At 45.8% G+C, this 26198-nt stretch carries 30 protein-coding genes; 19 read left to right on the top strand and 11 right to left on the bottom strand.

Annotated features, from left to right (window positions below; genetic code table 11):
• Positions 1 to 29: 29 nt before the first annotated feature.
• The gene (locus VL525_RS05900; RefSeq protein ID WP_325384340.1) at positions 30 to 230 is read right to left on the bottom strand and encodes a hypothetical protein; all 201 of its coding nucleotides are present in this window, start codon (positions 228 to 230) and stop codon (positions 30 to 32) included.
• Between the two features lie 58 nt (positions 231 to 288).
• On the bottom strand, positions 289 to 648 hold the full coding sequence (locus VL525_RS05895; protein ID WP_325384338.1) for a hypothetical protein: 360 nt from the start codon (positions 646 to 648) through the stop codon (positions 289 to 291).
• A 91-nt stretch (positions 649 to 739) separates the two neighbouring features.
• Here VL525_RS05895 and VL525_RS05890 point away from each other — a divergent pair, with 91 nt between their 5' ends.
• Positions 740 to 1276, top strand: a complete 537-nt coding sequence (locus VL525_RS05890; protein WP_325384336.1) for a glycoside hydrolase family 19 protein — start codon at positions 740 to 742, stop codon at positions 1274 to 1276.
• Positions 1277 to 1296: 20 nt separating this feature from the next.
• Here VL525_RS05890 and VL525_RS05885 read toward each other — a convergent pair whose 3' ends face one another.
• Positions 1297 to 2400, bottom strand: a complete 1104-nt coding sequence (locus tag VL525_RS05885; protein WP_325384334.1) for a Gfo/Idh/MocA family oxidoreductase — start codon at positions 2398 to 2400, stop codon at positions 1297 to 1299.
• A 126-nt stretch (positions 2401 to 2526) separates the two neighbouring features.
• On the opposite strand from VL525_RS05885, the gene VL525_RS05880 reads away from it, so the two are divergent.
• Positions 2527 to 4260: a hypothetical protein gene (locus VL525_RS05880; RefSeq protein ID WP_325384332.1), complete on the top strand. Its 1734-nt coding sequence runs from the start codon at positions 2527 to 2529 to the stop codon at positions 4258 to 4260.
• A 1-nt stretch (position 4261) separates the two neighbouring features.
• Here the strand turns inward: VL525_RS05880 and VL525_RS05875 are convergent, their stop codons facing one another.
• The gene (locus VL525_RS05875; protein ID WP_325384330.1) at positions 4262 to 5137 is read right to left on the bottom strand and encodes an N-acetylmuramoyl-L-alanine amidase; all 876 of its coding nucleotides are present in this window, start codon (positions 5135 to 5137) and stop codon (positions 4262 to 4264) included.
• A 149-nt stretch (positions 5138 to 5286) separates the two neighbouring features.
• Between VL525_RS05875 and VL525_RS05870 the strand changes: the two genes are divergently transcribed.
• Positions 5287 to 6060, top strand: a complete 774-nt coding sequence (locus tag VL525_RS05870; protein ID WP_325384328.1) for a hypothetical protein — start codon at positions 5287 to 5289, stop codon at positions 6058 to 6060.
• A gap of 91 nt (positions 6061 to 6151) precedes the next feature.
• Here the strand turns inward: VL525_RS05870 and selD are convergent, their stop codons facing one another.
• On the bottom strand, positions 6152 to 7198 hold the full coding sequence (gene selD / locus VL525_RS05865) for a selenide, water dikinase SelD (RefSeq protein ID WP_325384524.1): 1047 nt from the start codon (positions 7196 to 7198) through the stop codon (positions 6152 to 6154).
• A gap of 16 nt (positions 7199 to 7214) precedes the next feature.
• On the bottom strand, positions 7215 to 8246 hold the full coding sequence (mnmH, locus tag VL525_RS05860) for a tRNA 2-selenouridine(34) synthase MnmH (protein ID WP_325384326.1): 1032 nt from the start codon (positions 8244 to 8246) through the stop codon (positions 7215 to 7217).
• Between the two features lie 99 nt (positions 8247 to 8345).
• On the opposite strand from mnmH, the gene VL525_RS05855 reads away from it, so the two are divergent.
• Entirely contained in the window at positions 8346 to 8819 is a 474-nt protein-coding gene (locus VL525_RS05855; protein ID WP_325384324.1) for an FABP family protein, read from the top strand.
• A 1-nt stretch (position 8820) separates the two neighbouring features.
• Here the strand turns inward: VL525_RS05855 and VL525_RS05850 are convergent, their stop codons facing one another.
• Positions 8821 to 10398, bottom strand: a complete 1578-nt coding sequence (locus VL525_RS05850; RefSeq protein ID WP_325384322.1) for a carboxylesterase/lipase family protein — start codon at positions 10396 to 10398, stop codon at positions 8821 to 8823.
• Positions 10399 to 10524: 126 nt separating this feature from the next.
• On the opposite strand from VL525_RS05850, the gene VL525_RS05845 reads away from it, so the two are divergent.
• Entirely contained in the window at positions 10525 to 10929 is a 405-nt protein-coding gene (locus tag VL525_RS05845; protein WP_325384320.1) for a hypothetical protein, read from the top strand.
• A gap of 5 nt (positions 10930 to 10934) precedes the next feature.
• On the opposite strand, the gene VL525_RS05840 is transcribed toward VL525_RS05845, so the two are convergent.
• Positions 10935 to 12404: a sensor histidine kinase gene (locus VL525_RS05840; protein ID WP_325384318.1), complete on the bottom strand. Its 1470-nt coding sequence runs from the start codon at positions 12402 to 12404 to the stop codon at positions 10935 to 10937.
• Positions 12405 to 12586: 182 nt separating this feature from the next.
• Here VL525_RS05840 and VL525_RS05835 point away from each other — a divergent pair, with 182 nt between their 5' ends.
• From VL525_RS05835 to VL525_RS05800, 8 genes are all read left to right on the top strand, one after another.
• Positions 12587 to 13057, top strand: coding sequence for a hypothetical protein (locus tag VL525_RS05835; protein ID WP_325384316.1), 471 nt, complete (start codon positions 12587 to 12589; stop codon positions 13055 to 13057).
• Positions 13058 to 13145: 88 nt separating this feature from the next.
• The gene (locus tag VL525_RS05830) at positions 13146 to 13475 is read left to right on the top strand and encodes a metalloregulator ArsR/SmtB family transcription factor (protein WP_325384314.1); all 330 of its coding nucleotides are present in this window, start codon (positions 13146 to 13148) and stop codon (positions 13473 to 13475) included.
• A 42-nt stretch (positions 13476 to 13517) separates the two neighbouring features.
• Positions 13518 to 14360, top strand: coding sequence for an arsenite methyltransferase (locus tag VL525_RS05825; RefSeq protein WP_325384312.1), 843 nt, complete (start codon positions 13518 to 13520; stop codon positions 14358 to 14360).
• 5 nt (positions 14361 to 14365) lie between these two features.
• Positions 14366 to 14797 carry an arsenic resistance N-acetyltransferase ArsN2 gene (arsN2, locus tag VL525_RS05820; RefSeq protein ID WP_325384310.1) on the top strand — a complete coding sequence of 144 codons (432 nt, stop codon included), beginning with the start codon at positions 14366 to 14368 and terminating at the stop codon, positions 14795 to 14797.
• 4 nt (positions 14798 to 14801) lie between these two features.
• Positions 14802 to 15218, top strand: a complete 417-nt coding sequence (locus VL525_RS05815) for an arsenate reductase ArsC (protein WP_325384308.1) — start codon at positions 14802 to 14804, stop codon at positions 15216 to 15218.
• A 22-nt stretch (positions 15219 to 15240) separates the two neighbouring features.
• On the top strand, positions 15241 to 15717 hold the full coding sequence (locus VL525_RS05810; protein WP_325384306.1) for an arsenate reductase ArsC: 477 nt from the start codon (positions 15241 to 15243) through the stop codon (positions 15715 to 15717).
• Positions 15698 to 16348, top strand: a complete 651-nt coding sequence (locus tag VL525_RS05805) for an aquaporin (protein ID WP_325384304.1) — start codon at positions 15698 to 15700, stop codon at positions 16346 to 16348. Before VL525_RS05810 ends, VL525_RS05805 begins: the two co-directional genes overlap by 20 nt.
• A gap of 21 nt (positions 16349 to 16369) precedes the next feature.
• Positions 16370 to 16960 (top strand): TlpA disulfide reductase family protein, encoded by a 591-nt coding sequence (locus tag VL525_RS05800; RefSeq protein ID WP_325384302.1) that lies wholly within the window; start codon positions 16370 to 16372, stop codon positions 16958 to 16960.
• 5 nt (positions 16961 to 16965) lie between these two features.
• Here the strand turns inward: VL525_RS05800 and VL525_RS05795 are convergent, their stop codons facing one another.
• Entirely contained in the window at positions 16966 to 18582 is a 1617-nt protein-coding gene (locus VL525_RS05795) for a DUF3943 domain-containing protein (RefSeq protein ID WP_325384300.1), read from the bottom strand.
• Between the two features lie 122 nt (positions 18583 to 18704).
• On the opposite strand from VL525_RS05795, the gene VL525_RS05790 reads away from it, so the two are divergent.
• The 3 genes from VL525_RS05790 (at position 18705) to VL525_RS05780 (ending at position 22124) form a co-directional block, all read left to right on the top strand.
• Positions 18705 to 20108 carry an ATP-binding protein gene (locus VL525_RS05790; RefSeq protein ID WP_325384298.1) on the top strand — a complete coding sequence of 468 codons (1404 nt, stop codon included), beginning with the start codon at positions 18705 to 18707 and terminating at the stop codon, positions 20106 to 20108.
• Between the two features lie 73 nt (positions 20109 to 20181).
• Positions 20182 to 21843 (top strand): FAD-dependent oxidoreductase, encoded by a 1662-nt coding sequence (locus VL525_RS05785; protein WP_325384296.1) that lies wholly within the window; start codon positions 20182 to 20184, stop codon positions 21841 to 21843.
• A gap of 11 nt (positions 21844 to 21854) precedes the next feature.
• Entirely contained in the window at positions 21855 to 22124 is a 270-nt protein-coding gene (locus VL525_RS05780; protein WP_325384294.1) for a UBP-type zinc finger domain-containing protein, read from the top strand.
• Between the two features lie 77 nt (positions 22125 to 22201).
• Here VL525_RS05780 and VL525_RS05775 read toward each other — a convergent pair whose 3' ends face one another.
• Positions 22202 to 22552 carry a hypothetical protein gene (locus VL525_RS05775; RefSeq protein WP_325384292.1) on the bottom strand — a complete coding sequence of 117 codons (351 nt, stop codon included), beginning with the start codon at positions 22550 to 22552 and terminating at the stop codon, positions 22202 to 22204.
• 100 nt (positions 22553 to 22652) lie between these two features.
• Entirely contained in the window at positions 22653 to 23174 is a 522-nt protein-coding gene (locus VL525_RS05770) for a DinB family protein (RefSeq protein ID WP_325384290.1), read from the bottom strand.
• A gap of 448 nt (positions 23175 to 23622) precedes the next feature.
• Here VL525_RS05770 and VL525_RS05765 point away from each other — a divergent pair, with 448 nt between their 5' ends.
• The 3 genes from VL525_RS05765 (at position 23623) to VL525_RS05755 (ending at position 26198) form a co-directional block, all read left to right on the top strand.
• Positions 23623 to 24435: a serine acetyltransferase gene (locus tag VL525_RS05765; RefSeq protein WP_325384522.1), complete on the top strand. Its 813-nt coding sequence runs from the start codon at positions 23623 to 23625 to the stop codon at positions 24433 to 24435.
• Positions 24436 to 24506: 71 nt separating this feature from the next.
• Complete coding sequence (cysM, locus tag VL525_RS05760) at positions 24507 to 25379, top strand: cysteine synthase CysM (RefSeq protein WP_325384288.1); 873 nt, start codon at positions 24507 to 24509, stop codon at positions 25377 to 25379.
• Between the two features lie 390 nt (positions 25380 to 25769).
• Positions 25770 to 26198 (top strand): PepSY-like domain-containing protein, encoded by a 429-nt coding sequence (locus VL525_RS05755; RefSeq protein ID WP_325384286.1) that lies wholly within the window; start codon positions 25770 to 25772, stop codon positions 26196 to 26198.

Below are 26198 nucleotides of genomic sequence, written 5' to 3'. Positions count from 1 at the left end.
GCCGGGGCCTTATGGTTAAGGGGCAAATATTAATTACACCTGCCTTTGCAACTGTTCATATCAGAACAGGTTGCTTTATCCTTGCAGGTGCCGGTTTTAATATTTTTGGCACATTGGCCTGTGCATTCCTTTTTTACAACTTTAGTATCAGGTTTAACAGCAGTACCACTTGCAAATACGGTTGCGCCGGCCAATAACATAGCCACTACGCCTAAGCTTATTTTTTTCATTTTAATAAATTTTAATGTTAATAAATTATCCTTATCGTTTCAGAGTGAGGGCGATTGTTCAGGATAATAGCTTAGGCGGTCGCCAGCAGTCAGATAAATAGTTCGAAACAATATCGTCGTTGGTTGCTGGTGTCAAATTAACAGTAAGTTCCCGTATCACGTCTTTAAAACTGTGAACAGGCTTTGTTGCCGGCATCGAAGTGCCGCAGGGAACAAAAGGGTTGCAAAAATCGCGGTTGCACCCGCCATTATGATCTTTTCCCGGCGCCTCGTCCTGGTGTCTTGCTTTCTCTTTGCAACACATGTCATTGGAGCGGCAATTACCCGGCTTGTTAGTCACCTTTAAACCCATATTGACAAACGGCTGCCCCATAAGCAAACCGAAATACATGATCAATATAGACGCAGCGATCTTCACAATCCAAATGTAAAAAACCTTTATAAAAAACAATATGATCTAAAGCATTTTAACATTTTTTTACTATATTTATATATAACCTTATAAACCTATGCAAAGTACCCCAGAGTTATTTGACGCAATCCGTTCTATTTTAGGTCCGCTGAGTCAACCACAGGTTGATACCGTAAATGCGATACTGCAATCATGCGAGAACCATGGCGTAACCGATCACCGGCAAATTGCCTACATTATCGCTACCGGTATCCATGAATGCGGGCTGAAACCCATACCTGAGTCGTTGGGGTCGAGAAAAGGACGAAGATATAACAACCCCGATCCGGTTACCGGGCAAACTTATTACGGCCGCGGCATAGTACAACTAACCTGGAAAGACAATTATCAAACCTTTGCTAATCTTTTACATATCGACCTGGTTCATAATCCTGACCTGGCGTTACAGATTCCCACAGCAGCGGAAATAGCGGTTATTGGCATGAAGGGCGGTATGTTTACCGGGGTTAGCTTGTCAAAGTATTTTAATGATACCATTACCGATGCTATAAATTGCCGCAAAGTGATCAATGGTTTGGATCAGGCCAACCTGATAGCAGGCTATTACGGGAAAGTATTCAATGCAACTGCCTGACTGACCGGGTGTTTGATACATTAAACAATTTTCTCCTTTTTGCCCGAATCCAGGCTGCGATAAATCGCATCAACCACTTTCATGTCCTTTAGCCCTTCTTCACCGGGTACGCGCGACCGTTTATTTTGACGTACACATTCGGCAAAGTCGTCCATTTGCATAGCCTGATGTATTACCTGCGGAATGTGCATAGGCCCGGCGGGTGTATAGCCTTCTACGCTGCCATAGCCATAGGCGGGTTCTAAACCAAACTTACCCTTTTCTGCCTCGACATGCAGGTAGCCCCAATTATGATTATAACTTGATTTACCCGTGGCCACAAAGCCGCCCGGGAATTCCAGTTCCCAGTAAACGGTTTCGTCCACTTCATTAAAAAATTCGGGGCGCGTTTTCTCCTGCCGCGCTTTTACCGCTACCGGCTCCTGCCCAAGCGTATAACGCGAACCCTGTATGGAATAAATGCCCATATCCATCAACCCGCCGCCACCGGCCATTGCTTTTTTCAAACGCCAGGCACTGTTGTCGGTGCCACCATAAACAAAGCCGTTACCCGTATCTATCGCAGTCACCTTGCCATAAACCTGCTTTTGCCCCAACCGCATGATCTCCATATTATGCGGCTCGAAATGCAGCCGGTAGCCGATGGATAACAGACGGTTTGCCTTTTTGCAGGCGGTTATCATCTCTTCACATTCTTTTGCATTCAGCGCCATCGGCTTTTCGCAGATGACATGCTTGCCTGCCTGCGCCGCACGGATGGTATATTCCTTATGCATGGATACCGGCAGCACCACGTAAATGATATCAATGTCTGGGTTATCTTTTATTTTGTCGAAAGTCTCGTAATTGTAAATGTTCTTATCCGGAATGTTATATTGCTTTTTCCAGGCCTCAGCTTTGGCCGGATGGCCTGTAACAATACCGGCGAGGTAACAGTTTTTAGTATGCAGCAGCGCGGGGCCAAGCTGCCCGTAACTGTAGTAACCCAAACCAACCAGCGCTATACCCAATTTTTTGCCATCCTTTGGCGAGAAGGACATTAACGTTTCGCCCAGAGCAAACGCACCAACGCCTAAGGAGCTTACTCGAAGGAAATCGCGTCGGGAAAATGGATGATTTTTCATAGCGGGAAGATTTTAGATAAAATTAGCTTTTTCGCCAATAACATCGTAATAGTAAATTACCAAAATATTCATGCGGTAACAGATAAATTGCGTAATTTGGTTACAGACATCCTTCATCACACCGTCATGAAACTCCACAGCTCCGCCCTGTCCATCGTTTTGATGCTAATTATTTTCGTGTTTGCTCAGTGGCCGCAGAATAGTCCTGTTAAACAAGAGATTGCGTCGACACAAACTTATTTCAAGGCGTTCCCGGTTAAGGCCACCCTTTGCGTTCCGCTTATAGATAGCACGGCTGATATTCCAGCGTTGACTGGTTGGGGAAATTATAAATGGAAAATCTCTAATGCAAGCGATAGCGCCCAGTTCTACTTTAACCAGGGAATCAGCATGTACTATGGGTTCCATTCTATAGAGGCAATAGCTTCGTTTACCAAAGTCACGCACCTCGATCCTAAATGCGCCATGGCGTGGTACGGAAAAGCGCTGGCCGAAGGGCCTACCATTAATTACCCTAACGGGTATCGCCCACCCTCAGATGCTTTGGAGGCCGCGGTGAAAAGCCGGGAGCTTTCGGGCAATTGTACGCCCGTTGAAAAAGACCTGATCAATGCTATTCAACAGCGTTACAGTGCCGATACTACAATCGCCGTCATAGACCTGAGGAAGAAATATGCCGATGCCATGCGATCGGTTTATGAAAAACACAAGGCCAACGCCGATGTGGTTACCCTATATGCCGATGCATTGCTGTTATTGCATCCCTGGGACCTTTACGCGCACGACTTTACACCAAAACCATGGACACCCAAAATACGTGCATTACTGGAACAGGCGATGGCCCTGTCACCTAAAAACCCCGGAGCCAACCATTATTATATCCACACTATGGAGGCATCAGCAACGCCGGGGCTGGCCCTTAAAAGTGCCCACATACTTGATACGCTTATGCCCGGCGTTTCGCATGTTACCCACATGCCATCGCATATTTATATCCGCACAGGCGACTATAAGCGTGGGATAGGGAATAATGAACGCGCCGTAGCCGGTTACAATAATTACCTGAAACAGTATGCCCCTGTACAAAACAATTTTCCTTTATATGCGCTCCATAATACGCACATGCGGATAAATTGCGCGCAAATGGCCGGTAACTATAACACGGCTATGTCAGGAGCCACTGAATTACAAAATTCGATCCCCACGGATTACCTTGCTTTGAAAAGCGCCGATGGTAATTATATTCAGTACCTGTACATGCAGCCCCTTTTAACAAATCTGCGTTTTGGTAAATGGGACGATATCCTGAAGTCGAACATTGCCGACAGCCTTGTTTACTGTGGTGTTTTGCAACATTTTGCCAAGGGAGTTGCTTACAGCCGCAAGGGCGATGTTGCTTCGGCACGAAAAGAGCTTCATCTGCTCGAAAAACAAATGCAGGATAAAGTACTTAATGAAGCGCTGGATAACTTCAGCCCTTTTCGCGAACCGGCCACCGTTGCGGAATTGATACTGGAAGGTGTCATCGCTGAGGATCAGAAACAATATGGTATGGCCATAAACTATCTGCAGCAGGCAGTGAAAGCCGAGGATCATATTATTTATGACGAACCGCGCGATTGGGCCATACCTGCCAGGCAGTACCTGGGCAATGTATTACTTAAAGCAGGAAAGTATGACGAGGCAATTGCCGTGCTGAAACACGACCTGGTGATCAACCCCAAAAATGGCTGGTCGTTGACGGGCTTAAAGACCGCTTACACCCATAAAAGAAATAGTAAGGCATTAGCTGATGTAAACGCACAGTTGAAGGACGCTTTCAGCATCAGCGATACGGACATACAAAAGGTTGTGTTCTGATTTAGTTCTTCTGCTGCTCGATATCTTTTTTATATTTCTTTATCGCCCTGATCAGGGATTGCACGATCTCGGCCTGCCCTTCTGCCGAGTTAAGGTAGGCTTCATCCTTGCGGTTATTGATAAAGCCGGTTTCCACCAACACTGCAGGCATAGCGCTTTGCTGCAGCACCAATACACCCTGTTCCTTTACCCCATGACTGTGACGGCCATCCACACTTTTAAATTCGTGATTAATAAGGTCGGCAAAACGGATGCATTGTCTCCGATATTTTTGCTGGTAGGCGCTTAACAAGATGGCGTTCACAGCACTGTTAGGTCCATAACCCTTATATTTTTTTTGATAATCCTTTTCCAGGAATACCGAAGCGTTCTCCCGTATAGCTTCCATTTGCTCGCCTTTGCGATGATAACCGTAAACCAGCAACACAACCCCATTTTCGGCAGTCGGGTTTTCGGGGTTTGAATTGCAATGAATGGAGATAAACAGGTCGCCTTTGTTCTCGCTGGCAATATCATCGCGACGGTGCAGTTCAACAAAGTTGTCCGTGGTGCGCGTCATCACCACATTAAGTGCGGGTATTTGTTCGGTTATGGCGGTACGGAGTTTTTTAGCTATGGCAAGGGTTACATTTTTTTCCTTCGAATACCTTCCATGGGCGCCCGGGTCTTTGCCGCCATGCCCGGCATCTATGATCACTGTCCTGAACCTGAAAACAGGCGCCGAGGGTTTTTTTGCGACTGTCTTTTTGGTGGCTGTCTTTTTGGTTGTGTGCTTTTTTTTAGTTTGCTGCGCAAAGACATTTTGATCATTCGACAGGACCGATAACAGGATAACGAGAGGAAGTATTTTAATACAAGTCAGATTTTTTAGAACCATAGGCTGCGGCAAAGTTAAATCGAAAATGGCACCCTGCAATCGTTTCCTACAAAAAATTTACTGTTAAATAAATTTCTTAAGACACGGGCAACTGCCGTAACCATCGGGCCGTAACTGTGTAAAATACTTGTTACAAATTAAACCCCCATATGAAAACACTAAAAATCAGCACAATGGCCACTGTTGCACTTATGGCCATCGCACTGGGAGCATGCAAAAAAAATGATGGCGCCCCTGCATCAACCGCCCCTCAAATGGCATTTCAATTAAAAGCAGTTAACTCTTCGGCCGGGCTTGCATCCGTGAACGGACTGGTTACCCAGTCGACCGCAAGCGCTTCGGTTACGTGGACGAGCGGCACCGCTAACATCACCCGCTTTAAATTAGAGGCGAAAAAAAATGGCACCGAGATCGAGCTTACTTCAAGGAATCTCTCAAACGTCGACCTTTTTTCTATTTCACCATCCGTTACAAGTATTACGCTTAACCCGGGTACGTTTACCGAGATCGAGATCAAAATTATGTTCACCCACTCTGCAGATCCGGCTTCTATGCCGCTGATCCTGAAAGGTACTTACAATAGCGGCACTGGCGATATTCCCATCGAGTTCGACCTCAACGACGACGCAACTATAAAGGCAGAAGCTGAAAACGTAACAGTTGCCGCCGGCATGGACTATACCAGCATTATTCAAATGCACCTGGATAAATTGCTTAAAGGTATCTCAACAGCTGACCTGGATGGAGCTGCACAAACAGGCGGCACTATTGTTATCAGCCAGGCATCAAATACAGCGCTATACGACGCTATCAGGCTGAACCTTGGTACAAGCTGCGACAACCAATTTGAAGAACACCATCATGGCGAAGGTAACGATGACAATGGCAATCATGGTAATGACGATGGCAGCAATCACAATTGATTGATTGCAAGCAGCCAGATCATTCATAGGTACCGGCCCGGGTTTGAAATATGTTTCCCTGTTTTTCGTATTTCCGCCCGGCCGGTTTTTTTTACACGATTTCTATCACTATATCCCCTGCCGGCTCTTTCAACAGACCGAATGATTTAATACTATTTTCCGGAACACCATTCTCGTGCAGAAAAACTTCAAACTGTTCTTCAAACCCGGATTCGACGGCAACTAAAAGCCCGCCGCTTGTTTGGGGGTCGGCAAGTATGTGCTTTTGCCTTTCAGTTATTTCGCCTATCTTATTCCCATAACTTGCCCAGTTGCGGTTTGTACCACCGGGAATGCTGCCTTGGTCGAGATATTCGTCAATACCTTCTATCTTCGGTACTTTATCAAAGTCGATAACGGCCTGCAGCCCGCTTCCTTCGCACATTTCGGCCAGGTGTCCCAGTAACCCGAACCCGGTAACATCGGTCATTGCCTTTACATAGTCCAGCCGGCCTATTTTCTCGCCGATCTTGTTCAGTTTCACCATGCTTTCAAATGCTACCGAAGCGTGCCCGGGCTTTAATATTCCCTTCTTTTGCGCAGTCGTCAGTATACCCACACCAAGCGCTTTGGTCAGGTACAAACTGCAGCCGGGGATCCCCGTCGAATTCTGCTTCAGATTTTCGATATCTACAATACCATTTACAGCTAATCCAAATACGGGCTCGGGGCAATCTATGCTGTGCCCGCCTGCCAGCGTTATGCCTGCTTCGGCACATACGGCGCGTGCACCTTCCAGTACTTTTTGTGCTGTTTCGGGCGGCAGTTTATCAACCGGCCACCCCAATATAGCGATGGCCAGTACAGGTTTACCGCCCATGGCATAAACGTCGCTTATGGCATTGGCCGAAGCCACCCTGCCAAAATCATAGGCATCATCTACTATCGGCATAAAAAAATCGGTTGTAGATATCAACGCGGTTCCATTGCCCAGGTCGTAAACAGCCGCATCGTCACGCTTGTCATTTCCCACCAGCAATCGCGCATCCGGCTGATATTGCACGGGACTATGCAGCATTTTGTCCAATATCGCCGGACTTATCTTGCAGCCGCAGCCCGCACCATGCGAGTATTGTGTCAGTTTTATTTCTTCAGCAATCATTCTAATTGTTTTGTCAGGCCAGGTGCTTCAATTTGTTCACGTTGGCAAGGATATTTTTCGCGTTCGCCGCGGCATTGTTATCCGCACAGTCCAATGTATAAATATCTTCCGACGACCGTTTGCTCAGGCCAGCACGGTATGTCTTGTCGTAATAAACCAAAACTATCTTTATAAAGTCGGCCATGCGGCCATCATTAATAGCCAGTATCGCATTTTTTGTTTGTTCGGGTCCCAATCGTTTCCATATCCGTTGAGTGCATTCTATTAAAAAGTCTTTATCGAGTTTGCCATACTCTTCCACCAAAAATTCTACCCGGTCATTCGACGGGACTTTGACATCTACCAGTTGCGCCACCCGCATCTGGTGCCACAAGCTATTTGGAATAGATCGCTTACCAATGGTGATACTTTCGTCTTCCAGCCATAGTGGTCGTGTTTTGTCGATTCGGGCGAGGTGCCACGCAAGGTTATTCTCAAATTGCTCCTGCGTAGGTTGTACCAATTTATTCATAGTGCCGTAGGATGAACCCTGATGTTGGGCCAGGTCTTCCAGGTCTATTACCTGCTCATTTGCTTTCCGCATTTCGTGCAGGATGCGGGTTTTTCCCGAGCCTGTCATACCGCCTAATATCAGCAGATCATACTTTTCATCAAACCGGTCTAATACCCAGCGACGGTATTTCTTATAGCCGCCTTCAAGCAGATAAACATTGAACCCATATAAATTCAGAGCCCAGGCCATGGCGCCGCTACGCATGCCGCCGCGCCAGCAATGTACCCCTATCTTCTTTTCGGGCGAAATCTCCAACGCCTGTTTGATAAACCCGGACCATTTGGAACCCGTCAGATCAAAACCAAGCAAGATAGCTTCTTCGCGGCCCTGTTGTTTATAAGTAGTACCAACCTGAACCCGTTCCTCGTTACTAAATAAAGGAATATTATAGGCGCCCGGTATGTGCCCCTGTGTAAATTCGGCCGGTGTGCGCACATCCGCAACAGGGATATCAAGTTGAATAAAATCTTCAATCCGAAGGTTTTTGATCATCAGCAATCAGTGATATGTTGTCCGAACAAAAATAGCTTATTTGCAGTTGGATTAGTGATGCCGTAATATTTAATAGCGCGAACACTAAAATAGCATGGTATGAACGAAGTATTTTTGAAGCTTAAAAACTCCTTAACGGGAAAATGGCAGGGCGAAGGGTTCGCCCAATATCCCACTATCGACAATACTAAATATACTGAGCGGCTTGCATTTACACCAGATGAATTTAAAGATGTGGTACATTTTGAGCAAAAAACGCTGTATCGAAACAATACTGAAAAGAATGGCCAAACCGTATTTTGGGACACCGGCTTTATTCTTCTTAAGGACAATAAAATACTGATGGTCAGTTCGCAGCTCAGCGGCAGGCAGGAGACTTATGAACTCGTCCGAAATGAACTGAACAGCTTCATATTTGAAAGCATTCATATTGAAAACGACATCAAGGGCACGATCAGATCACAACGGGTATTTACGATGTCCGAAGGCGCTTTGGCTTACGAACTAAACATGGCCTCGCGCGGACTCAGTTTCCAAAATCATTTGTCGGCAACCCTGCAACGGGTAGGCTGATCTATTTTTTAGCCTTCGTCAGCATAAAATCTAATCCGCCTTTGCCGGGTACCTTTTCGGCTTTAGAAGTGACGTCGAACACCATTACCTTATTGTCCGCAGTATTGTACTTTGGCCATTGCGGCAGGCCTTTACCGTTAGGGTTACCTGTTTTGATAAAGTTTACCCAATAATCCGACATCATGTCGGCCAGTTCATAGTCGGCCTTTTCCAGCGGGCGGTTTTGCAGAAACTTCAGGTCATTCATTACATAAGGCACCTCGGCCGTATGAAAAGCTCCGAATTTTGCATACTCGGCAGTGGCGGGTACCTTGCGGTTAAAATTGTAAACATATACCGGCGAATTGGAATATTGGCTCTGCATATTGGCCCAGTTATAGCCCGACAAGGCAAATATCTGGTTACGGCTGATCTCGACCTGCGAACGGGCCGCCTGCTCATCCGTTTCGGCGGGGAAATATTTCAGGAATTCCGCAGCTTCTGCACCGTATTGCTGCTCCACCTGTTTCTTATAATCATCCTTATTTTTAAAACCCGCTATAAACGATTCATCAGCATTCCAGCCGGTTATCAGGCCCACATGATTTTGTTTGTTAGCTGCAAATATATCCGGTATGCTTTCGGGAAGAACGAAACCATCAACGATAGGCGAATAACGGCCTTGCACTTTCTTCATCACATCCTCGGCTGACATGGCACGCAGATCGGCCAACGATTTCGCGCCTGCCTTTTCAGCCGATTTAACACCCTCTTCTTCCGCTACCTGTAACGTGGCAGCCGGCAGCACCGGGTTTTTTATGGTTAGTGAGCCGCTTTCGGCAATAGCCTTTTTGAATAATCCTTTTGCCTGCGGCGATGCAACTAAAGCATTCACGCTCATCGAACCGGCCGACTGACCGCAAATGGTCACATTAGCCGGGTCGCCGCCAAAGGCCACAATATTTTTCTCAACCCATTGCAACGCCGCTATCTGGTCGAGCAAACCGTAGTTGCCTGATGCTTTGTTTGGTGATTCGCTGGTGAGTTCGGGATGAGCAAAAAAGCCGAACACCCCAACACGGTAATTAACGGATACAAATACAACCCCTTTTTTTGCCAGCGCCTCGCCATTATAAATATCACAGGCGCTGCCTCCGCTTGTAAACCCGCCGCCATAGATATATACAAAAACAGCACGTTTTTCGGCTTTACTTTTGGCGCCGGTCCATACATTCAGGTAAAGGCAATCCTCGCTGATAGGTTTTTCAGGAATCAAAAACTCCGACGTATATACCATAAATGGCGTGGGCTTGGCCTGCATCGGGCTTGCGCCAAACGCATCGCATTTACGTACGCCTGTCCAATGTTTTGCAGGTTGCGGCGCTTTCCACCGCAGATCGCCAACCGGGGGCGCAGCAAAGGGTATCCCTTTGAAGGCCGTAATGTCTCCGGCTTCATTCTTGACGCCTGAAACGGTACCTGCGTCCGTCTGTGCAACGGACATCGAAACTAACCTGCCGGTTTTTATAATAAACGAGTAAAAGAATACAGGCGCCGCCAGCATCAGGGCGCAAAAAACCAGCTTGGTTTGCTTTCTCATGATCAAAAAAAACGGCGTTAATGTGTCGGTTTGACGCAATGTAATATTTGTATTTCAATATTACAAATAAGATAAAGGTATTTAAACAGGTTTTATAAATTTAACCTTTGTTTCATTTATCAGCATATGAAAATTAATAATTTATTGCTTTGCGGTGTCGTGTTCATATTTTTTGTAACAGCGTGCAGCAAGGACCCCGTTGCGTATATTGATAAGAGCAGGAAAGCCATCGTATCGGGCAACGGTTCCGCTTTTAAAAGGGTGATGGTGAATGGCGCCGGTAAACAGGTGGTGTTTGATAGTTTTAGCGCCGACAGGCAAAATTCCATCATTTATTTTAACCGGGTAAACCCAGGCTTTGTGGTTGCAGAAGGCTTTGGGCTAAATAAAAATTACATCTTAAGGCTGGAGCCTGGCAAAAAATATACGGTTTATATCTACACAAACCCAAAGGACGATGCGGCGGTCCCGGTTTATTTCCGTACGGATTATAACAGCAATATTGTGCTTGAGGGCGACGAGGATAAATAAGCCGGTTAGCTCTTCGATTTAAATACTACCTTAAAAGTGCTGCCCTGGTTCGGTTCGCTGTCAACCAGGATATGGCCGCCCTGAGATTCGATCTGAGTTTTAGTGAGGAACAGGCCTACGCCGTGCGAGTTCTTCCCTTCGTGAAAGGTTTTATATAAGCCGAACAACTTTTTGCCGTGTATTTCAAGATCTATACCAAGGCCGTTATCCTGGCATTCAAAAACCACGCAATCGTTATGGTCGGTATAAGTGCGCAGATTTATGACCGGCGGCACATCGGGTTTACGGTATTTAATGGCATTGGTAAGCAGGTTCATCACAATGCTTTCGAGGTATAAACGGGGAAATTGCACCTTTTCGGTCCACAGTTCGCGCTTTATGGCAACTTCGTTAGCCTGCAGGTCAGACTCCAGCACAGCCAACACACTGTCTATCACTTCCGAAAAGTTCAGGTTATCGGCAATGAGTTCAGTTTCCTGTACTTTGATCGCCTCGGCCAGGTCGTCGAGGGTTGCGCTTAGCCCCTGCGATACCTTCTCTATTTTCTGAAGCATATCCGCATTATCCTCGTCAAGCGTACTGTCGTCCATCAGCGAGGTAAGCATGGCAATATTATTGGCATGGTTGCGGATATTATGGGACAGCAAATGGGTGAAGTTTTTTAGCTGAAGGTTGTTTTGTGTGATCAACTCAATAGAAGTGTTCAGGGCTATCTCATTGGTCTTGTATTTTTCAATGTCCATGAAAACGCCTCTCAACTTGATGATCTCGCCTTTCGCGTCAAAAACGGGCTCGCCGTAAGAACGAACCCATATCACTTTACCTGTTCCTGTCAGCAACTGCAATTCCAGGTCCCAGATAATACCATGACTTACGGTTTGCTCCACCGCTTTTTTCAGGGTCTCATCGTACGGTGGCAGGAAATAAGTGTAAGGGTTATCAAAAGCAAGATCATGGTCGTACGGCAGCTCGTAAATATCATATACCGTTTTCGACCAAACATTCTCCTTCCGGGCAATATCGAATTCCCACCCCCCCATCCGGGCCAGGCGGCCGGCTTCCGATAGCAGGTATTCGTTCAGCGCAAGCTTATTTTCAAGCACTTTACGCTCGTTAATATCCATATTACACCCGGCCATACGCACCGGTTTGCCGTTTTCAAATATGGCTTTACCTGTACATTCAAAATATTTATAGCCATTATCCTTCGTACGTAACCGCGCCTCAACCCGGTAAGGCGCTTTATACTTAAGGTGAGCATTAAGCGCCTTGGTTACAAGTACTTTATCCTCGGCATGCAGCAGATCGTAAAATGTTTCTATTTTCGCGGGTATTTCGCCGGGTGTGTAACCTAAAAGGCCGTAAAAATTCTCGGACCAGAAGACCTCACCGGTTTCAAAATCCCAATCCCATATTCCGGCATTAGTGCCTTCAATGATCAATTTTAATATTTCGGCAGATTCGGTTAGCTCCACAAGCGGATAAATGTTATCAATTAACCAGGCGTTTCTATTTCAGACTTTTACGTAACATGCCGGAAAAAGTTAAGCCCATCCGTTTTAACAATCACGCTCGAACACGGTTTTCCCATTACGCTATTTTTCTAATATCCTTAGGTAGTTTATTTTGGATATTAAACAATTTGTTATGTTTGGATATGAAAACTTCTCAACTGGACAGATCGGCCTCGGTTACATTGAAATACATGCTGCATTTTCTCAGCGTTGCGCTATTTTACGGTTTTATGTTGTATACGACGATCGAATTCTGGATGCCCTTTCTTATCCATAGGTTCAGCAAAGTCTATTACGCTCCTGCGTCCTCCCCAATCAATAAAGTGTTCGTGATAATGCTTATCGCCTATTCGCTGTTCTGCTATTTTGCCAATAACTTCGTACTTAATCTTTACCAGAAAGGAAAAACCGGGCAACTTATCATTTCAATTATACTGGATGCATTGATATTGCCCTTAAGCATAATCATTGTAATTGTGTATAATAATATAGCACCCAAAACCTCTATCCCGGTGATAGCGGATATCTATAATGTTTACCTGATAACTGCATTGCTGGTAATAAAGGTGTTCATCGCGTCGAAATTATTTTCAAAAAAAGCGGCAAACAGGTAATAACACCGCAGCCACACTATTCATTTAAGTTTTAAAATTTAAAAAAATATTTGGAATTGATAAATTAATCGTAATATTGCGATTGATTATGGGTTTAACGAAAACGGAAATATTTACTGAAGAACAAAACAGGCTCGCGGGGATGCTTAAGGCACTGGCGCACCCTGCCCGGATTGCCATTTTGCAGCAAATGATCAAAGCCAATGCCTGCATCTGCGGCGATTTGGTAGACGATCTGGGACTCGCACAGGCTACTATCTCTCAGCACCTGAAGGAATTGAAGAACGCGGGATTGATACAAGGCACAATTGAGGGCGTGAGCACCTGCTATTGTATTGAACCAAAAGCCTGGAAGTTGCTGCAGGACGAACTCGGTTTATTTATGAGGTCGTACTGCGACCCGGGAAAATGCTGTTAAAAAAAATTTGAAACGATTAATCGTAATATTACAATTAATATCATGAAAACAGATAGCGAAATAAAAGAAGAAGTAAAGCAAAAATATAGCGAAATAGCTTTACAGGACAAAGCGACCAACCAATCAAGCTGTTGCGGATCAGGCTGCTGCTCCACGGAAGTCTATAATATTATGAGTGATGACTATTCGGCACTCGGAGGTTACACAGCTGATGCCGACCTTGGCCTTGGATGTGGATTACCAACGCAGTATGCCCTGATAAACAAAGGTGACGTAGTTATTGACCTGGGCTCAGGCGCAGGAAACGACTGCTTCGTAGCTCGTAATGAAACCGGTGAAACCGGTAAGGTGATCGGCATTGATTTTACAGAAGCGATGATCAGCAAAGCGCGGGTTAATGCCGAAAAACTGGGCCTTCATAATGTAGAGTTCCGCATGGGCGATATCGAAAAGATGCCCGTTACGTCAAATGCTGCCAATGTGGTTATCAGTAACTGCGTGCTTAACCTGGTGCCCGATAAGGACGCGGTATTCAAGGAAATTTTCCGGGTTTTAAAGCCAAAGGGGCATTTCAGTATTTCCGACGTAGTTTTGGTAGGTAACCTTCCAGCCAAACTAAAAGATGACGCCGAAATGTATGCGGGCTGTATTTCAGGTGCCATACAAAAAGAACTTTACCTTGAATTGATCAAGTCAAATGGCTTTAAAAATATAACTGTACAGAAAGAGAAGCCAGTGATCATACCGGATGACATTCTTTCAAAATATTTAAACGAACCCGAATTGGCAGCATTTAAAGGTGGGCAAACAGGAATATTCAGCGTGACGGTATATGCGGAAAAACCTGAAGAGACTGCTTGTTGTGCGCCCGGATGCTGTAATTGAATCTGATGGAAATTGTAGAAGCGAAAAATTATAGGGAAAGCATTGCGGCAATGCTTGAAACGGAAAAGCTACCTGCAAGCGATCTGCCGGCAGTCCTGGAGAATTTCATCGTGGCTAAACAAAACGACGAAGTTATTGGTGCAATTGGCATTGAGCGTTATGGGAATTACAGCCTGTTGCGTTCAATGGTTGTGAAGCACGATTTCAGGGGGCAAGGCATAGCCAGTAAATTAGTTAAGCAGATCGAAGACCTGGCTTTAGAACAGGGTTCCGGCACCATTTTCCTGCTAACCGAGACTGCCCCCGGTTACTTTAGCCGGAAAGGGTACAAAAAGATCGGCCGGGCCGATGTACCTGCCGAAATACAGCAATCATCCGAATTTAGTTTTGTGTGCCCGCAATCGGCCGTTGTGATGATGAAAACTTTATCTGCTTAAAAAAATGAAGAATATACTAGTACTATGCACCGGCAATAGTTGCCGCAGCCAGTTAGCCGAAGGTTATTTGCGGTATTTTGCAGGCGATAAAGCGAAAGTATACAGCGCAGGCATCGAAACGCATGGCGTAAATCCCAAGGCTATACAGGTAATGGCCGACGATGGCATCGATATAACGCAACACACATCAAATAATGTTGATGAATACCTGAGCATACCTTTCGACTACCTGATAACCGTTTGTGACAATGCGAATGAAAACTGCCCCTACTTTCCGGGCAAAATGGAGCGCTTTCATCACAATTTTCCTGATCCCGCAAAAGCGCAGGGTACGCCTGAAGAAATTATGAATGAATTCAGGCGGGTGCGGGATATGATCAAAAGGTATTGCGAGGATTTTGTAAAAAGACACATATTATAAAAGACCATTAAAAAACAGCAGTATGATACAGCGCGATGTTTTATTTGTGTGCATACACAATTCGGCCCGCAGCCAAATGGCCGAAGCCTTTTTGAACCAATACGGTGGAGACGCATTCCATGCAGAAAGCGCAGGGATGGAGCCAGGCAAACTGAATACCAACGTCATAAAAGTGATGCAGGAAGTCGGTATTGACATAAGCAAAAATGCGACGAAAAGCGTTTTTGATCTATTTAAACAAGGGAAACGTTATAATGCTGTAGTTACGGTTTGCGATGCAGCAAGTGCCGAATCGTGCCCGATATTTCCTGGTGTGGTTAAAAGACTGGGGTGGTCGTTCGCTGACCCGTCCGGTTTTTCCGGTACGGCAGAATACGTTTTAGAGGAAACCAGGAAGGTGAGAGACCAGGTAAAAGAAACTGTTCTTTCATTTATCGAACAGGCAAAAGGCGTTGAATTTTGGGTCGGCAAAAATCAGGATGAGAAAGTACCTGGCTGAGCTCCTGGGCACCTACGCACTGGTTTTCGCCGGTACGGGGGCCATTGTTATCGACCAGCAAACGCAGGGCAGCATTACTCATGTCGGCGTGGCTATTACTTTCGGATTGATCGTAATGAGCATGATCTACGCATTCGGCGATATTTCCGGCGCGCACTTAAATCCCGCAGTAAGTATTGCGTTTACTGTTGCCGGGAGATTTCCGGCCAGGGAACTAATGCCATTTATCCTTAGCCAGTTGACGGGCGCAGTGCTTGCAAGCCTCACCCTTAAATTGCTATTTCCCGCCAATCAATTTCTAGGCGCTACTATACCCGCCGGCAGCGATATGCAATCGTTTATTCTTGAATTCATACTTACTTTTTTCCTTATGCTGGTCATCATCAACGTAGCTAAGGGCAGCAAAGAACAGGGCATGTTTGCGGGTATTGCCATAGGCAGTATGGTTGCGCTCGAAGCTATGTTTGCCGGGCCTGTTTGCGGCGCTTCCATGAACCCGGCAAGGTCATTCGCCCCCGCTGTTATTTCCGGCCATACCGAACATTTGTGGATATACCTTGCGGCTACAACCTTGGGTGCAGTTTCAGCAATACCGGCATGGAAGTTACTTAGTACACCCGCCCAGCAATAAAGACCGTATATTTGAGGCGGCATGAATTTCAAAAAGATCACCTGGTCGCAAATATCTACCGTATTAATGGTAATTTTCCTGGCGGTGTATTTATACAGCGCACGCATGAAAAGCTGGTTGATAATGGGATTGATGATGATCGGCTTTTTTAAACCGGATATTCCAAAGTCCAAACCAGGCGATAAGCCAGAGCCCGCTCCGGCCATGCTGGTACAAAACACCAATGGCAAAACCATTAACCTGCAACAGCAAAAAGGCAAAGTGGTTTTCATCAATTTTTGGGCCACCTGGTGCCCGCCCTGCCTTGCCGAACTGCCGTCGATCAATTCGCTTTATGAAAAAGTGAAAGCCGATACTAATATCGTTTTTGTGATGGTTGATGTGGATAATAACCTGGTCAAATCAAGTCAATTTCTGAAAGACAAAGGTTATACATTCCCTGTATATGGAGGCGACGAAAGTCATGTACCTAATAGCCTTTTCGGCGAAGGCATTCCTACAACGCTTGTGGTCAATAAACAGGGCAACGTTGTTTTCAGGCACCTTAATCGTGCTGAATACAATGATGAAAAATTCGTACGGTATATAACCAACCTGGCTGCGCAAAAATAACGGTATTAATAATAATGTCCTTTTCGCTGTGAGTCCTCGAAAAAATAAGAAAGATAAATTTTCTGCTCTGTACGTACCGAATAAATCGGTGGCCCTTGCTTCAAGAAGCGGTCGTCATAATATTCAAAATGTTCAAAGCCTACACTCAGGTTTTTGTATAACCGGACATTGATTCGCGGCCTTAAAATAGCTATATAATTATTACCTGCCGGCCCCACAACGGTGTGAAGGATATAGTAATAAAACGCAACCCCGGTATTGACATATTTGCCGAAATTTAGTGTTGTTTCAAACTTGGCTTCCAGGCCATCATTGTAAGTGTAATCACGTACCTCGGAAGTACCAGGGCCATACCTGGTACTGTTGCCCGCCAACGGTATAGCTGAAACATGGAAGTTGGTATAAAGGTCGAGCGTTTTGCTGATATTATATCTGGTTATCACACCGCCCCCAAATCCAATGGCCCCTAATTCAAATGTTTTATTATCCCAGTAATCGTAATACTGAAAAGCGCCGTATAGTACCGATAACTTATCCCATTTTACAGTATTGCCGAATAATATTCCATAGCCGATAATATTATCCAGTATTTTTCTACCGGCGCCCACACTAAGCTCGGTACGCAACCTGAAGATATCAAAAGGTTTACGCCTGATCTCTTCGAACGGATTACCATAATCAAATTGAACTGTTAAAAGCTGATTGGTTGGGCCACTGCTAAAAATGGTCTTATTATCGGTGTTTATCTGGTGTATACCCCCATAAATTGTAATATTGAGTGGTTCTTTCTGATATACTTCAGTCAAGGTATGCCTGAAAGATTTACCTTGTAGTAAACGATTCAACCCGCGAACGGGGTTCACAAGACCGGCAACCAACTCTCTGAAAAACCTTTCATTCCCCCTTGTCCTGTCATCAAGGACGTTGGAACTAAGCCGGTAAAATATCTCCCCTAAAAATGCTCCGTTTACGGGCGTGTTTATAATATCATTATAGGATGGCCGCGTATTTTCGCCGAGGTATTCCCACATTAAACTTCCGCCAACAGCATAGGGCACCGATTGCAGATAACTGTACCCCTGTGATCGCGCAGCATTGAAATACATCGATCCGGTATAAGGGTGGCCAATGAAATTAATACCGAAACGGTCCGAATCCCACTCCCAGCCTTGGTTAATATTATAATTCCAGGTCGATGGCCCAATGTGTGAAAAAGGTTCGTTAAAAACAAAACGATCCATCGTCCAGGTAAACAGGTTAACGCCAAATACGTTAACAGCAGGTTTCCACCAAGGATATTTTTTATTATACTTAATATCGTCATTCAGCAGGTCGCCGTAATGATTATGCGTGGTTGTATCTACAAGCGGGCTCTTTGCTGGTTGTCCGCCGATCGAATCTGTAAGAAGCTGCTTTTTTATCGCTTTAGATTCTTTTATCTGTTGTTTAGGCGTTCCCTTACCCGGAACAATGGTATCGAGTTTGGTGGGTGTTTGGCCGAGCGCAACTGTTACCGTAAAAATCAGAATGCTTAGGCTAAGGATTTTCCTGCAACGCAAAAGAAAAAGCGGCCGCATAAATGCCAGCACCGCGTAGAACATGCTTGTCATCAGTAGGGTCATAATTGGTATACACTATAACTAATAAATCACTTAAGTGTTTGCACCCCTGGCTGTTCTGTTTAGCAGCGCTTATTCAATGTTTTCGTCTTTAACTCTTCCATTAAATTGCCTAATTTTAACCCATGTTAGAATGCACACCTGCTTTATTGAAAACTTTTGAGGCGCTGAAAGAAGTGCCTGACGAACAGTTGCAATGGATAATTGACCGCAGCGCTTGCCGCGAATTGGCGGATGGCGATCTTATATTTCAACCCGGACAAACCATAGATTTTACAAACTTTATTATAGGCGGTAAACTGCGCATGTATTTTTATATGGGGGGCGTTAAGCGCGAGGCGGGTGAATATGAAGCCGGCGTGATAACCGGATACCTGCCCTATTCGCGTGGAAAAGTAAGCAGCGGCTATGGAATAGCCGTTGGCGGCCTGCAGGTGATGACTTTTCCAAAAGAGAAAATGGAGGAGATGATCAGAACTCAGTTTGAGCTTACCCAGGCCCTGGTGCATGTGATGACCAACCGGGTACGCGAGTTTACGGCCTTTCAGCAGCAAAACGAGAAGATGATGGCGCTGGGTAAACTGTCGGCCGGTTTGGCGCACGAGTTGAATAACCCGGCGTCGGCAATCGTTCGCGACTCGGAATCCCTGCTTAAACATTTGCAACTGGAACCGGAAAGTTTTAAGTCGGTGATAGCGATCCGCATGGAACCAGAGCACGTAGATGTGGTTACTAAAAAACTGTTCAGGGTTATTTCTGAAAAAAGAGAAGTTAACCTTACGCTTCGCGAAAGAACGGCAAAGGAAGGTGAACTGGCAGATCTTTTTGATGACATGGGCATTGCCAACAGCGACGAAATAGCCGAGAATTTTGTGGAGTTTGGTTTTGAAACAGCTGATATCGACCTGTTCAGAAGCCATATACCCGAGGAATACTTTTCGCCGATCTTCAACTGGATAAATAGCTTGCTGGTTACCGACCGGATGGTGCAGGACATCAGGGAATCGTCCAAGCGAATTGCAGAACTGGTTGTATCAGTTAAAACCTTTACCCATATGGATCGCGGTCAGGATAAGCAATATGCGGATATCCACATCGGGATACATAACACGCTTACCATGTTGGGTTACCGGTTAAAAAAGCAAAACATTACCAAAATCAAAGATTTTGATAAAACATTGCCGCCCGTAAAGGCTTTAATAGGTGAAATGAACCAGGTTTGGACCAACCTGATAGATAATGCCCTGGATGCTATGGAAGGGGTCGAAAACCCGACGCTTACCATAAAAACCGAAAGGGACCGGGAATTTGTGCAGGTGAGTATAATTGATAACGGCCCCGGCATTCCCGATGATGTGCGTTCGCATATTTTCGAACCATTTTTTACCACCAAAGAAATGGGTAAAGGGACCGGCATGGGATTGGAAATGGTGCACCGAATTGTAGTGGACCAGCACAACGGCTCCATTAAAGTAACATCAGAACCGGGGCGGACAGCTTTCGTTGTTTGCTTCCCTATCGACGGATAATTTTTGTATTACCTGGTAACGAAACCCGATTATCCGGGTCTTAATACCAATACCGTAAAAATGAAAACACCCTATGAACAAACCAATCATATTTTCAGTAGACGATGACCCGCAGGTGCTGCGCGCCATAAGCCGCGACCTGAGAACACAATACAACACCGAATACAAGATCATCAGCACCACATCGGCCAGGGAGGCTTTGGAGGCGCTTACTGATATCAAAAACAGCGGCGACACTGTTGCCATGTTTTTGGTCGATCAGCGCATGCCTGAAATGGAGGGCGTTGATTTTCTGCAAAAAGCCATAAAAATATATCCTGATGCCAAGCGCGTGCTGCTTACCGCATATTCTGACACCGAAGCTGCTATAAAAGCCATTAATGTTGTGCAGCTGGATTATTACCTTACCAAACCATGGAACCCGCCCGAGGAAAAACTTTACCCGGTTATTACCGACCTGCTTGACGACTGGCAGAGCCATTACACGCCTGATTTTAAAGGCATCAAACTGGTAGGTTACCAATTTTCGCCAAAATCGCATGAGATAAAGGATTATCTTGCGGGTAACCTAATCCCCTATCGTTGGTTTGACATTGAAACAAATCCGGATGCGAAGACCCTGGTGGAAGTGAACAATTTGGGCACCGGCGACCTGCCGATGATAATTTTTGAAAACGGAGATTGCGCCTGTAAACCCACTATCCGCCAGATAGCGGAAAAAACCGGGCTAAGTCCGCAGATCACCAACGAGATATACGATGTGGTGATCATCGGCGCAGGTCCGGCCGGGCTGGCAGCTGCGGTTTATGGCTCGTCCGAAGGATTAAAAACACTTTTGATTGAACGCCGCGCACCCGGTGGACAGGCAGGCACCAGTTCGCGCATAGAAAATTATTTGGGCTTTCCCGCCGGACTTAGCGGCGCGGATCTGACACGCCGGGCCATCAGCCAAGCCACCAGGCTGGGAGCTGAATTCCTTTCGCCGCACTCGGTCAAAGAAATCAGGCAAAAGGACGGTTATAAAATGATCGTACTGGACGACGGACCCGAGATCGTGAGCCGCTCGGTAGTAATTACTACCGGTGTCGATTACCGCAAACTGGAGGTTAAGGGCGTTGAGAATTTCACAGGCGCTGGTGTTTATTATGGTGCCGCAACTACCGAGGCCAGCGCGTGCCGCGGCCAGGATGTGTTTGTAATAGGCGGAGGCAATTCAGCCGGGCAGGCAGCAATGTACCTGTCCAAATTCGCCAATAAGGTGAACATTATTATACGCCGCGACGATTTGACGGCTACCATGTCGGCCTATCTCATCAACCAGATCGGCCAGACACCGAATATCGAAGTGCTGCCGAATACCGAGATCATTGAAGCCAAAGGGAATAACTACCTGGAACAATTGGTGGTGCTTAACGTCAAAACCAAGGAAGAGAAAACCTGCAGTGCAAGCGCGTTGTATATCTTTATTGGCGCCAAGCCTTATACCGATTGGATACACCTTGATATCATAAAAAACGAAAAGGAATTCATAGAAACCGGGCGCGACCTGCAGACCTATGAATCGTTTAGGAAAATATGGAAATCAAAACGCGACCCCTTCCTGCTCGAAACAAGCTGCGCCGGCATCTTCGCCGCCGGCGATGTACGCGCAGGGGCGATGAACCGTGTGGCTTCTGCCGTCGGCGAAGGCTCGATGGCCATAAGTTTTGTACATAAATATTTGGCTGAAGTTTAATTTTAATTGTCATGGACGATCAGATCTGCAAACACTTAAGCGCTATAAAAAAGCTAAAGCAACCCGAATATTATTTATGCGATGAATGCATGAAGCACGGTGGCAGTTGGGTACACCTGCGTACCTGCCAGGAGTGCGGCGTTACGCTCTGCTGCGACAGTTCCCCATCAAAACACGCCTCAAAACATGCGCGCGAAACAGGGCACCCCGTAGTGATATCTGCCGAGCCCGGCGAACGCTGGCTATGGTGCTATGTGGATGAGGAAATGGCGGAGTACTAAAAAACCCCGTCCCGTCCGGCAAGATCATCCCACCGGGCGGAAGGGCTTCCCTCATGTTCATGTTTTGTATAGGCAGATCAGTGGCTTACACTCGGTACAGCCATCTCAGTCATAATGTACTGCATCTGTATCGAGCTTTCAAGATCGTCAAAGGTGGAGGCGTCGGGCCCGGTGTGCAACCACGTTTCACCGTCCGCTTCGCCATATTCCACCTTCGCGCCGTATCGCCACTGTATTAAATGATAGTTCCACGTTATGGTAGTTATTTTCGCACCCTCATCCAGCAGTCTCACAACTTCGTCTTTACTGATCTTAACACCTTTCCCAAATCCGTTGGTAGCGGTGTGCAGAAATACGTCTGTTATGCACTCATTGCCACTTATTTTTTCCTTCCAGATACCTGATATGTAATAATCCCAATTTTCCATACTGCACATTTTTTTTAGATGTACAGCTAAGTTAGAACATTACAAAGCACAAAAACACCGTGAAAAACACGGTATTTTTATGTAGGTATTCACCCTTTTTTTAGGCAACAGCAGCGGCGGTTTCAAACACGTTTTCGTCTGCACTTGGACCGTAACTACCTGGTATGGGCACGTTTAATAGGCGCAGGAATACCCCCAGCTGCGCCCGGTGGTGCACGATCTGGCAAAACGACATCCTGATCACTTCCGCCTTTGTATCTACACTATATACCTGGTCGCCATTTCGCAGCGTCCACAACTTCTCAAGTTCGGCCTCTGTAGCGGCTTCTAAAGCTGCGCGGCCTTCGGCCAGGTTTTTCTCGAAATAAGCGAGCAGGTCGGTAGTGTTCGTGATTTCCACAGGCTGATATTTACCAGATGCAAAATCAAGTTCGCTTGTCTCGAGCACCATTTTTACCCACCCGGGCAGTTCGGCAACGTGCGCGGCAAGGCGGCTAACCGTCATACTTTTAGGGTGCGGCTGCCAGTCGTATTTTTCGTTGGGTACTACTGCCAGCATTTTGCGGGTAGTTACCGCTTCCTGGTCCATTTCTTTCAAAAGCATTTTAATGATGTCCATCATGTTGTGTTTTTAAGTTTGTAATCCAAAGTAACAAACCGGTAATGACAGCCCTATGTCAGCAGGGTTCTGAAAATATTTTTGATCGGTCCAGGTGCTGCCTTTTGAAGGCTGAATATTGGAATAGGCTCAAAATGGGAAATGAGATATTTACCCATAAAGCCGATAAGTAAGGTAGTATTAAAATAATATTGTAACTTTATAGGGCGCTTTATCGTTTCGGTGAGTAATTGTTAAGTTTACACCAAGTCCTTTAATATCATGCGTTTATCAGGGTTAAAACAAGCCGTCAGTTCGATCGTTGAAAGTCTCAAAGCATTTGCATTTAACTTGCAGCGACGCAGACCTGCACCCCAGCCGGTGTTTTTGACTTTGAGGCGACGGAGATAACAGGCGCATTATTTACCTTGTGAGCAATTACCCCGAAAGCAACCAATTAAGTGCGATAGATATGGATAAAGAATTTTATCAGCACATTTTAAACAAACAGCAGATCACCGGTGCGGTGCCATCCAATAAAGAAATAGCGGGATGGGCGCTACAGGTTATCCGTTTGCTTTATCCCGAACAATCCAAAAAGCTTTACACTTTCGTACACCAGCTGGAAGCTGAATTTATAAAGCTGGAAAGCGAACTTTGTGAACTGCTTGATGCCACCCGGGGAAAACAACACGACGAGAACCAGGAAATAGCCAGGAAATTCTTCAATGGTATACCCGAACTATACCGGCTGCTTAATACGGACATCCAGGCCACGTTTGCCGGCGACCCGGCAGCCAAAAGCGAATTTGAGGTGATAAGAGCCTATCCCGGCTTTTATGCCATATCATTTTACAGGCTGGCACATTTACTTTACCAATTAAATGTACCGCTGATACCGCGTATTCTTACCGAGTATGCGCATTCCAAAACGGGTATAGACATACACCCTGCCGCCGAAATAAACGATCATTTTCATATTGACCACGGTACAGGTGTGGTAATAGGCGAAACGTGCAAAATTGGCCGCCACGTTAAAATATTCCAGGGTGTAACGCTGGGTGCATTAAGCGTAAGTAAGAACCCGGCCCATGCCCAGCGCCATCCTACGGTAGAGGATCATGCAGTGATCTACGCGGGAGCAACCATTTTAGGGGGCAGAACGGTGATAGGCGAAGGCAGCATCATTGGCGGTAATGTATGGCTCACCAAAAGCGTTCCGCCTTATTCCAAGGTATATCATACGCACGAGGTTAGCCTGCTAAAAGAAAAAATAAAAGAGTAGTTTAATAGTTGATCAAGTTAAAAATCCATCAACTTATTCAACTCGATCAACCCAGTCAACTTAACAAAAACATGCCCGGCATAATCGACCTTATAGGCAACACTCCCATGGTGGAGCTGAAAAAACTTAATCCCAACCCCAACGTAACCATATACGCCAAACAGGAAGGCAATAACCCCGGCGGCAGCGTAAAGGACCGCGCGGCGTTGAATATGATACGGAGCGCCATGGAACGCGGCGACATTAAAGCGGGCACAAAACTGATAGAGGCCACCAGTGGTAACACGGGCATAGCGCTGGCTATGATTGCGTGTTTATACGACCTGGAAATAGAACTGGCGCTTCCCTCAAACTCGACCCGCGAACGCACATTGGCCATGGAAGCCTTCGGCGCTAAGGTGACGCTGCTGGATGGAATTGAGGCTTGCCGCGACTACGCCGAGGAAAAAGCCGCGACAGGCGAATATTTTATCCTGAACCAATTCTCGAACCCTGACAATTATGCGGCCCACGTTAAAACCACCGGCCCGGAGATATGGCGCGATACTGATGGTAAGATCACCCATTTTGTAAGTGCTATGGGCACCACAGGCACTATTATGGGCTGTTCAAGATATTTCAAAGAAGTGAATCCCGGCATTCGCATTGTAGGCTGCCAGCCTACTGAAGGGTCATCAATACCCGGTATAAGGCGCTGGCCCGAGGCTTACCTGCCAAAAATATTCGACCCGGCGCGGGTGGATGAGGTGAGGGACGTTACGCAGGATGAAGCAACTGCAATGGCACGCTTGCTGGCAAAAAAAGAAGGCATATTTGCCGGCATGAGCAGCGGCGGCGCGGCGGTGGCTGCCATAAAGCTTGCCGCCGAGTTAAAAGAGGGTGTCATTGTGTTTATCTGCTGCGACCGGGGCGATCGTTATTTAAGCAGCAGCCTCTTCGGATAACGAAGTTATTAACATTCTATTAGCCGATACTGGCTTTTTTTATCAATATGTTGAAAAAAAATAATAAAAAATAATAAAAAAATATTAGTCTGGTAACCCGATAGATTTTATATTTGTAACAGATTCATTATTATCAATCTAAAACACACACTCCGTTCTTTATGGTTTAATTATGAGTTCAGTTAATTATTGAGAAGAAGAGAGAAAGCCCCAAACTTTCTCTTTTTCATTTATTTAACCTAAATATTATTCACAATAATACCCTTCTGTGCGTTGTGTGCGCAAACACAATAATCAGCTTATTTTACCAAATTCAATTTTAATCCAAATTTCTTACCCGATTCCTACAGATTAGTTAGCGATACTTGGATAAACCAGGGAAAAACAACTATGAAAAGGACAACATTACTATTCGCCGCAATGGCAACCTGTGCTTATTCAGTTAACGCCCAGGACCTGAAATCAAAAGATGTTCCGGCGCCTGTGAAAGAAACATTGGCAAAAAAATACCCGAAAGCGGCTAAAGTAAGCTGGGAAAAAGAGAAAGGCAATTACGAAGCCAACTGGGGAGGGAGATCAGGCGAGGATACTTCTGTGTTATTTACACCTAACGGTGCATTTGTAGAAGAAGCAGATGCAATACCGGTGAGCCGCCTGCCGGCAAATATCCCTCATTTTGTGAAAGCCTATTACAAGGGCGCCAAAATAAACGAGGCGGGTATAGTGACCGATGCCGCCGGGAAAAAGATGTTTGAAGCAGAAATAAAAGGAAAGGACCTGTTGTTTGATGAAAGCGGTAAGTTTATAAAGCAGGATTGA

It is taken from the genome of Mucilaginibacter sp., assembly GCF_035492695.1.
In the GTDB taxonomy this organism is placed as follows: Bacteria; Bacteroidota; Bacteroidia; order Sphingobacteriales; family Sphingobacteriaceae; genus Mucilaginibacter.
This window is presented reverse-complemented; position numbering and strand designations above follow the sequence as displayed.

What these genes read in the sequence shown, in the direction of transcription:
- VL525_RS05815 (WP_325384308.1), top strand. Translation starts at nt 14,802, where the DNA reads ATGAAGAATATACTAGTACTATGCACCGGCAATAGTTGCCGCAGCCAG.
- VL525_RS05810 (WP_325384306.1), top strand. Translation starts at nt 15,241, where the DNA reads ATGATACAGCGCGATGTTTTATTTGTGTGCATACACAATTCGGCCCGC.
- VL525_RS05885 (WP_325384334.1), bottom strand. Translation starts at nt 2,400, where the DNA reads ATGAAAAATCATCCATTTTCCCGACGCGATTTCCTTCGAGTAAGCTCC.
- mnmH (WP_325384326.1), bottom strand. Translation starts at nt 8,246, where the DNA reads ATGATCAAAAACCTTCGGATTGAAGATTTTATTCAACTTGATATCCCT.
- arsN2 (WP_325384310.1), top strand. Translation starts at nt 14,366, where the DNA reads ATGGAAATTGTAGAAGCGAAAAATTATAGGGAAAGCATTGCGGCAATG.
- VL525_RS05845 (WP_325384320.1), top strand. Translation starts at nt 10,525, where the DNA reads ATGAAAATTAATAATTTATTGCTTTGCGGTGTCGTGTTCATATTTTTT.
- VL525_RS05790 (WP_325384298.1), top strand. Translation starts at nt 18,705, where the DNA reads ATGTTAGAATGCACACCTGCTTTATTGAAAACTTTTGAGGCGCTGAAA.
- VL525_RS05805 (WP_325384304.1), top strand. Translation starts at nt 15,698, where the DNA reads ATGAGAAAGTACCTGGCTGAGCTCCTGGGCACCTACGCACTGGTTTTC.
- VL525_RS05855 (WP_325384324.1), top strand. Translation starts at nt 8,346, where the DNA reads ATGAACGAAGTATTTTTGAAGCTTAAAAACTCCTTAACGGGAAAATGG.
- cysM (WP_325384288.1), top strand. Translation starts at nt 24,507, where the DNA reads ATGCCCGGCATAATCGACCTTATAGGCAACACTCCCATGGTGGAGCTG.
- VL525_RS05850 (WP_325384322.1), bottom strand. Translation starts at nt 10,398, where the DNA reads ATGAGAAAGCAAACCAAGCTGGTTTTTTGCGCCCTGATGCTGGCGGCG.
- VL525_RS05830 (WP_325384314.1), top strand. Translation starts at nt 13,146, where the DNA reads ATGGGTTTAACGAAAACGGAAATATTTACTGAAGAACAAAACAGGCTC.
- VL525_RS05900 (WP_325384340.1), bottom strand. Translation starts at nt 230, where the DNA reads ATGAAAAAAATAAGCTTAGGCGTAGTGGCTATGTTATTGGCCGGCGCA.
- VL525_RS05770 (WP_325384290.1), bottom strand. Translation starts at nt 23,174, where the DNA reads ATGATGGACATCATTAAAATGCTTTTGAAAGAAATGGACCAGGAAGCG.
- VL525_RS05765 (WP_325384522.1), top strand. Translation starts at nt 23,623, where the DNA reads ATGGATAAAGAATTTTATCAGCACATTTTAAACAAACAGCAGATCACC.
- VL525_RS05775 (WP_325384292.1), bottom strand. Translation starts at nt 22,552, where the DNA reads ATGGAAAATTGGGATTATTACATATCAGGTATCTGGAAGGAAAAAATA.
- VL525_RS05880 (WP_325384332.1), top strand. Translation starts at nt 2,527, where the DNA reads ATGAAACTCCACAGCTCCGCCCTGTCCATCGTTTTGATGCTAATTATT.
- VL525_RS05870 (WP_325384328.1), top strand. Translation starts at nt 5,287, where the DNA reads ATGAAAACACTAAAAATCAGCACAATGGCCACTGTTGCACTTATGGCC.
- VL525_RS05825 (WP_325384312.1), top strand. Translation starts at nt 13,518, where the DNA reads ATGAAAACAGATAGCGAAATAAAAGAAGAAGTAAAGCAAAAATATAGC.
- VL525_RS05890 (WP_325384336.1), top strand. Translation starts at nt 740, where the DNA reads ATGCAAAGTACCCCAGAGTTATTTGACGCAATCCGTTCTATTTTAGGT.
- VL525_RS05785 (WP_325384296.1), top strand. Translation starts at nt 20,182, where the DNA reads ATGAACAAACCAATCATATTTTCAGTAGACGATGACCCGCAGGTGCTG.
- VL525_RS05875 (WP_325384330.1), bottom strand. Translation starts at nt 5,137, where the DNA reads ATGGTTCTAAAAAATCTGACTTGTATTAAAATACTTCCTCTCGTTATC.
- VL525_RS05835 (WP_325384316.1), top strand. Translation starts at nt 12,587, where the DNA reads ATGAAAACTTCTCAACTGGACAGATCGGCCTCGGTTACATTGAAATAC.
- VL525_RS05795 (WP_325384300.1), bottom strand. Translation starts at nt 18,582, where the DNA reads ATGACCCTACTGATGACAAGCATGTTCTACGCGGTGCTGGCATTTATG.
- VL525_RS05800 (WP_325384302.1), top strand. Translation starts at nt 16,370, where the DNA reads ATGAATTTCAAAAAGATCACCTGGTCGCAAATATCTACCGTATTAATG.
- VL525_RS05780 (WP_325384294.1), top strand. Translation starts at nt 21,855, where the DNA reads ATGGACGATCAGATCTGCAAACACTTAAGCGCTATAAAAAAGCTAAAG.
- VL525_RS05755 (WP_325384286.1), top strand. Translation starts at nt 25,770, where the DNA reads ATGAAAAGGACAACATTACTATTCGCCGCAATGGCAACCTGTGCTTAT.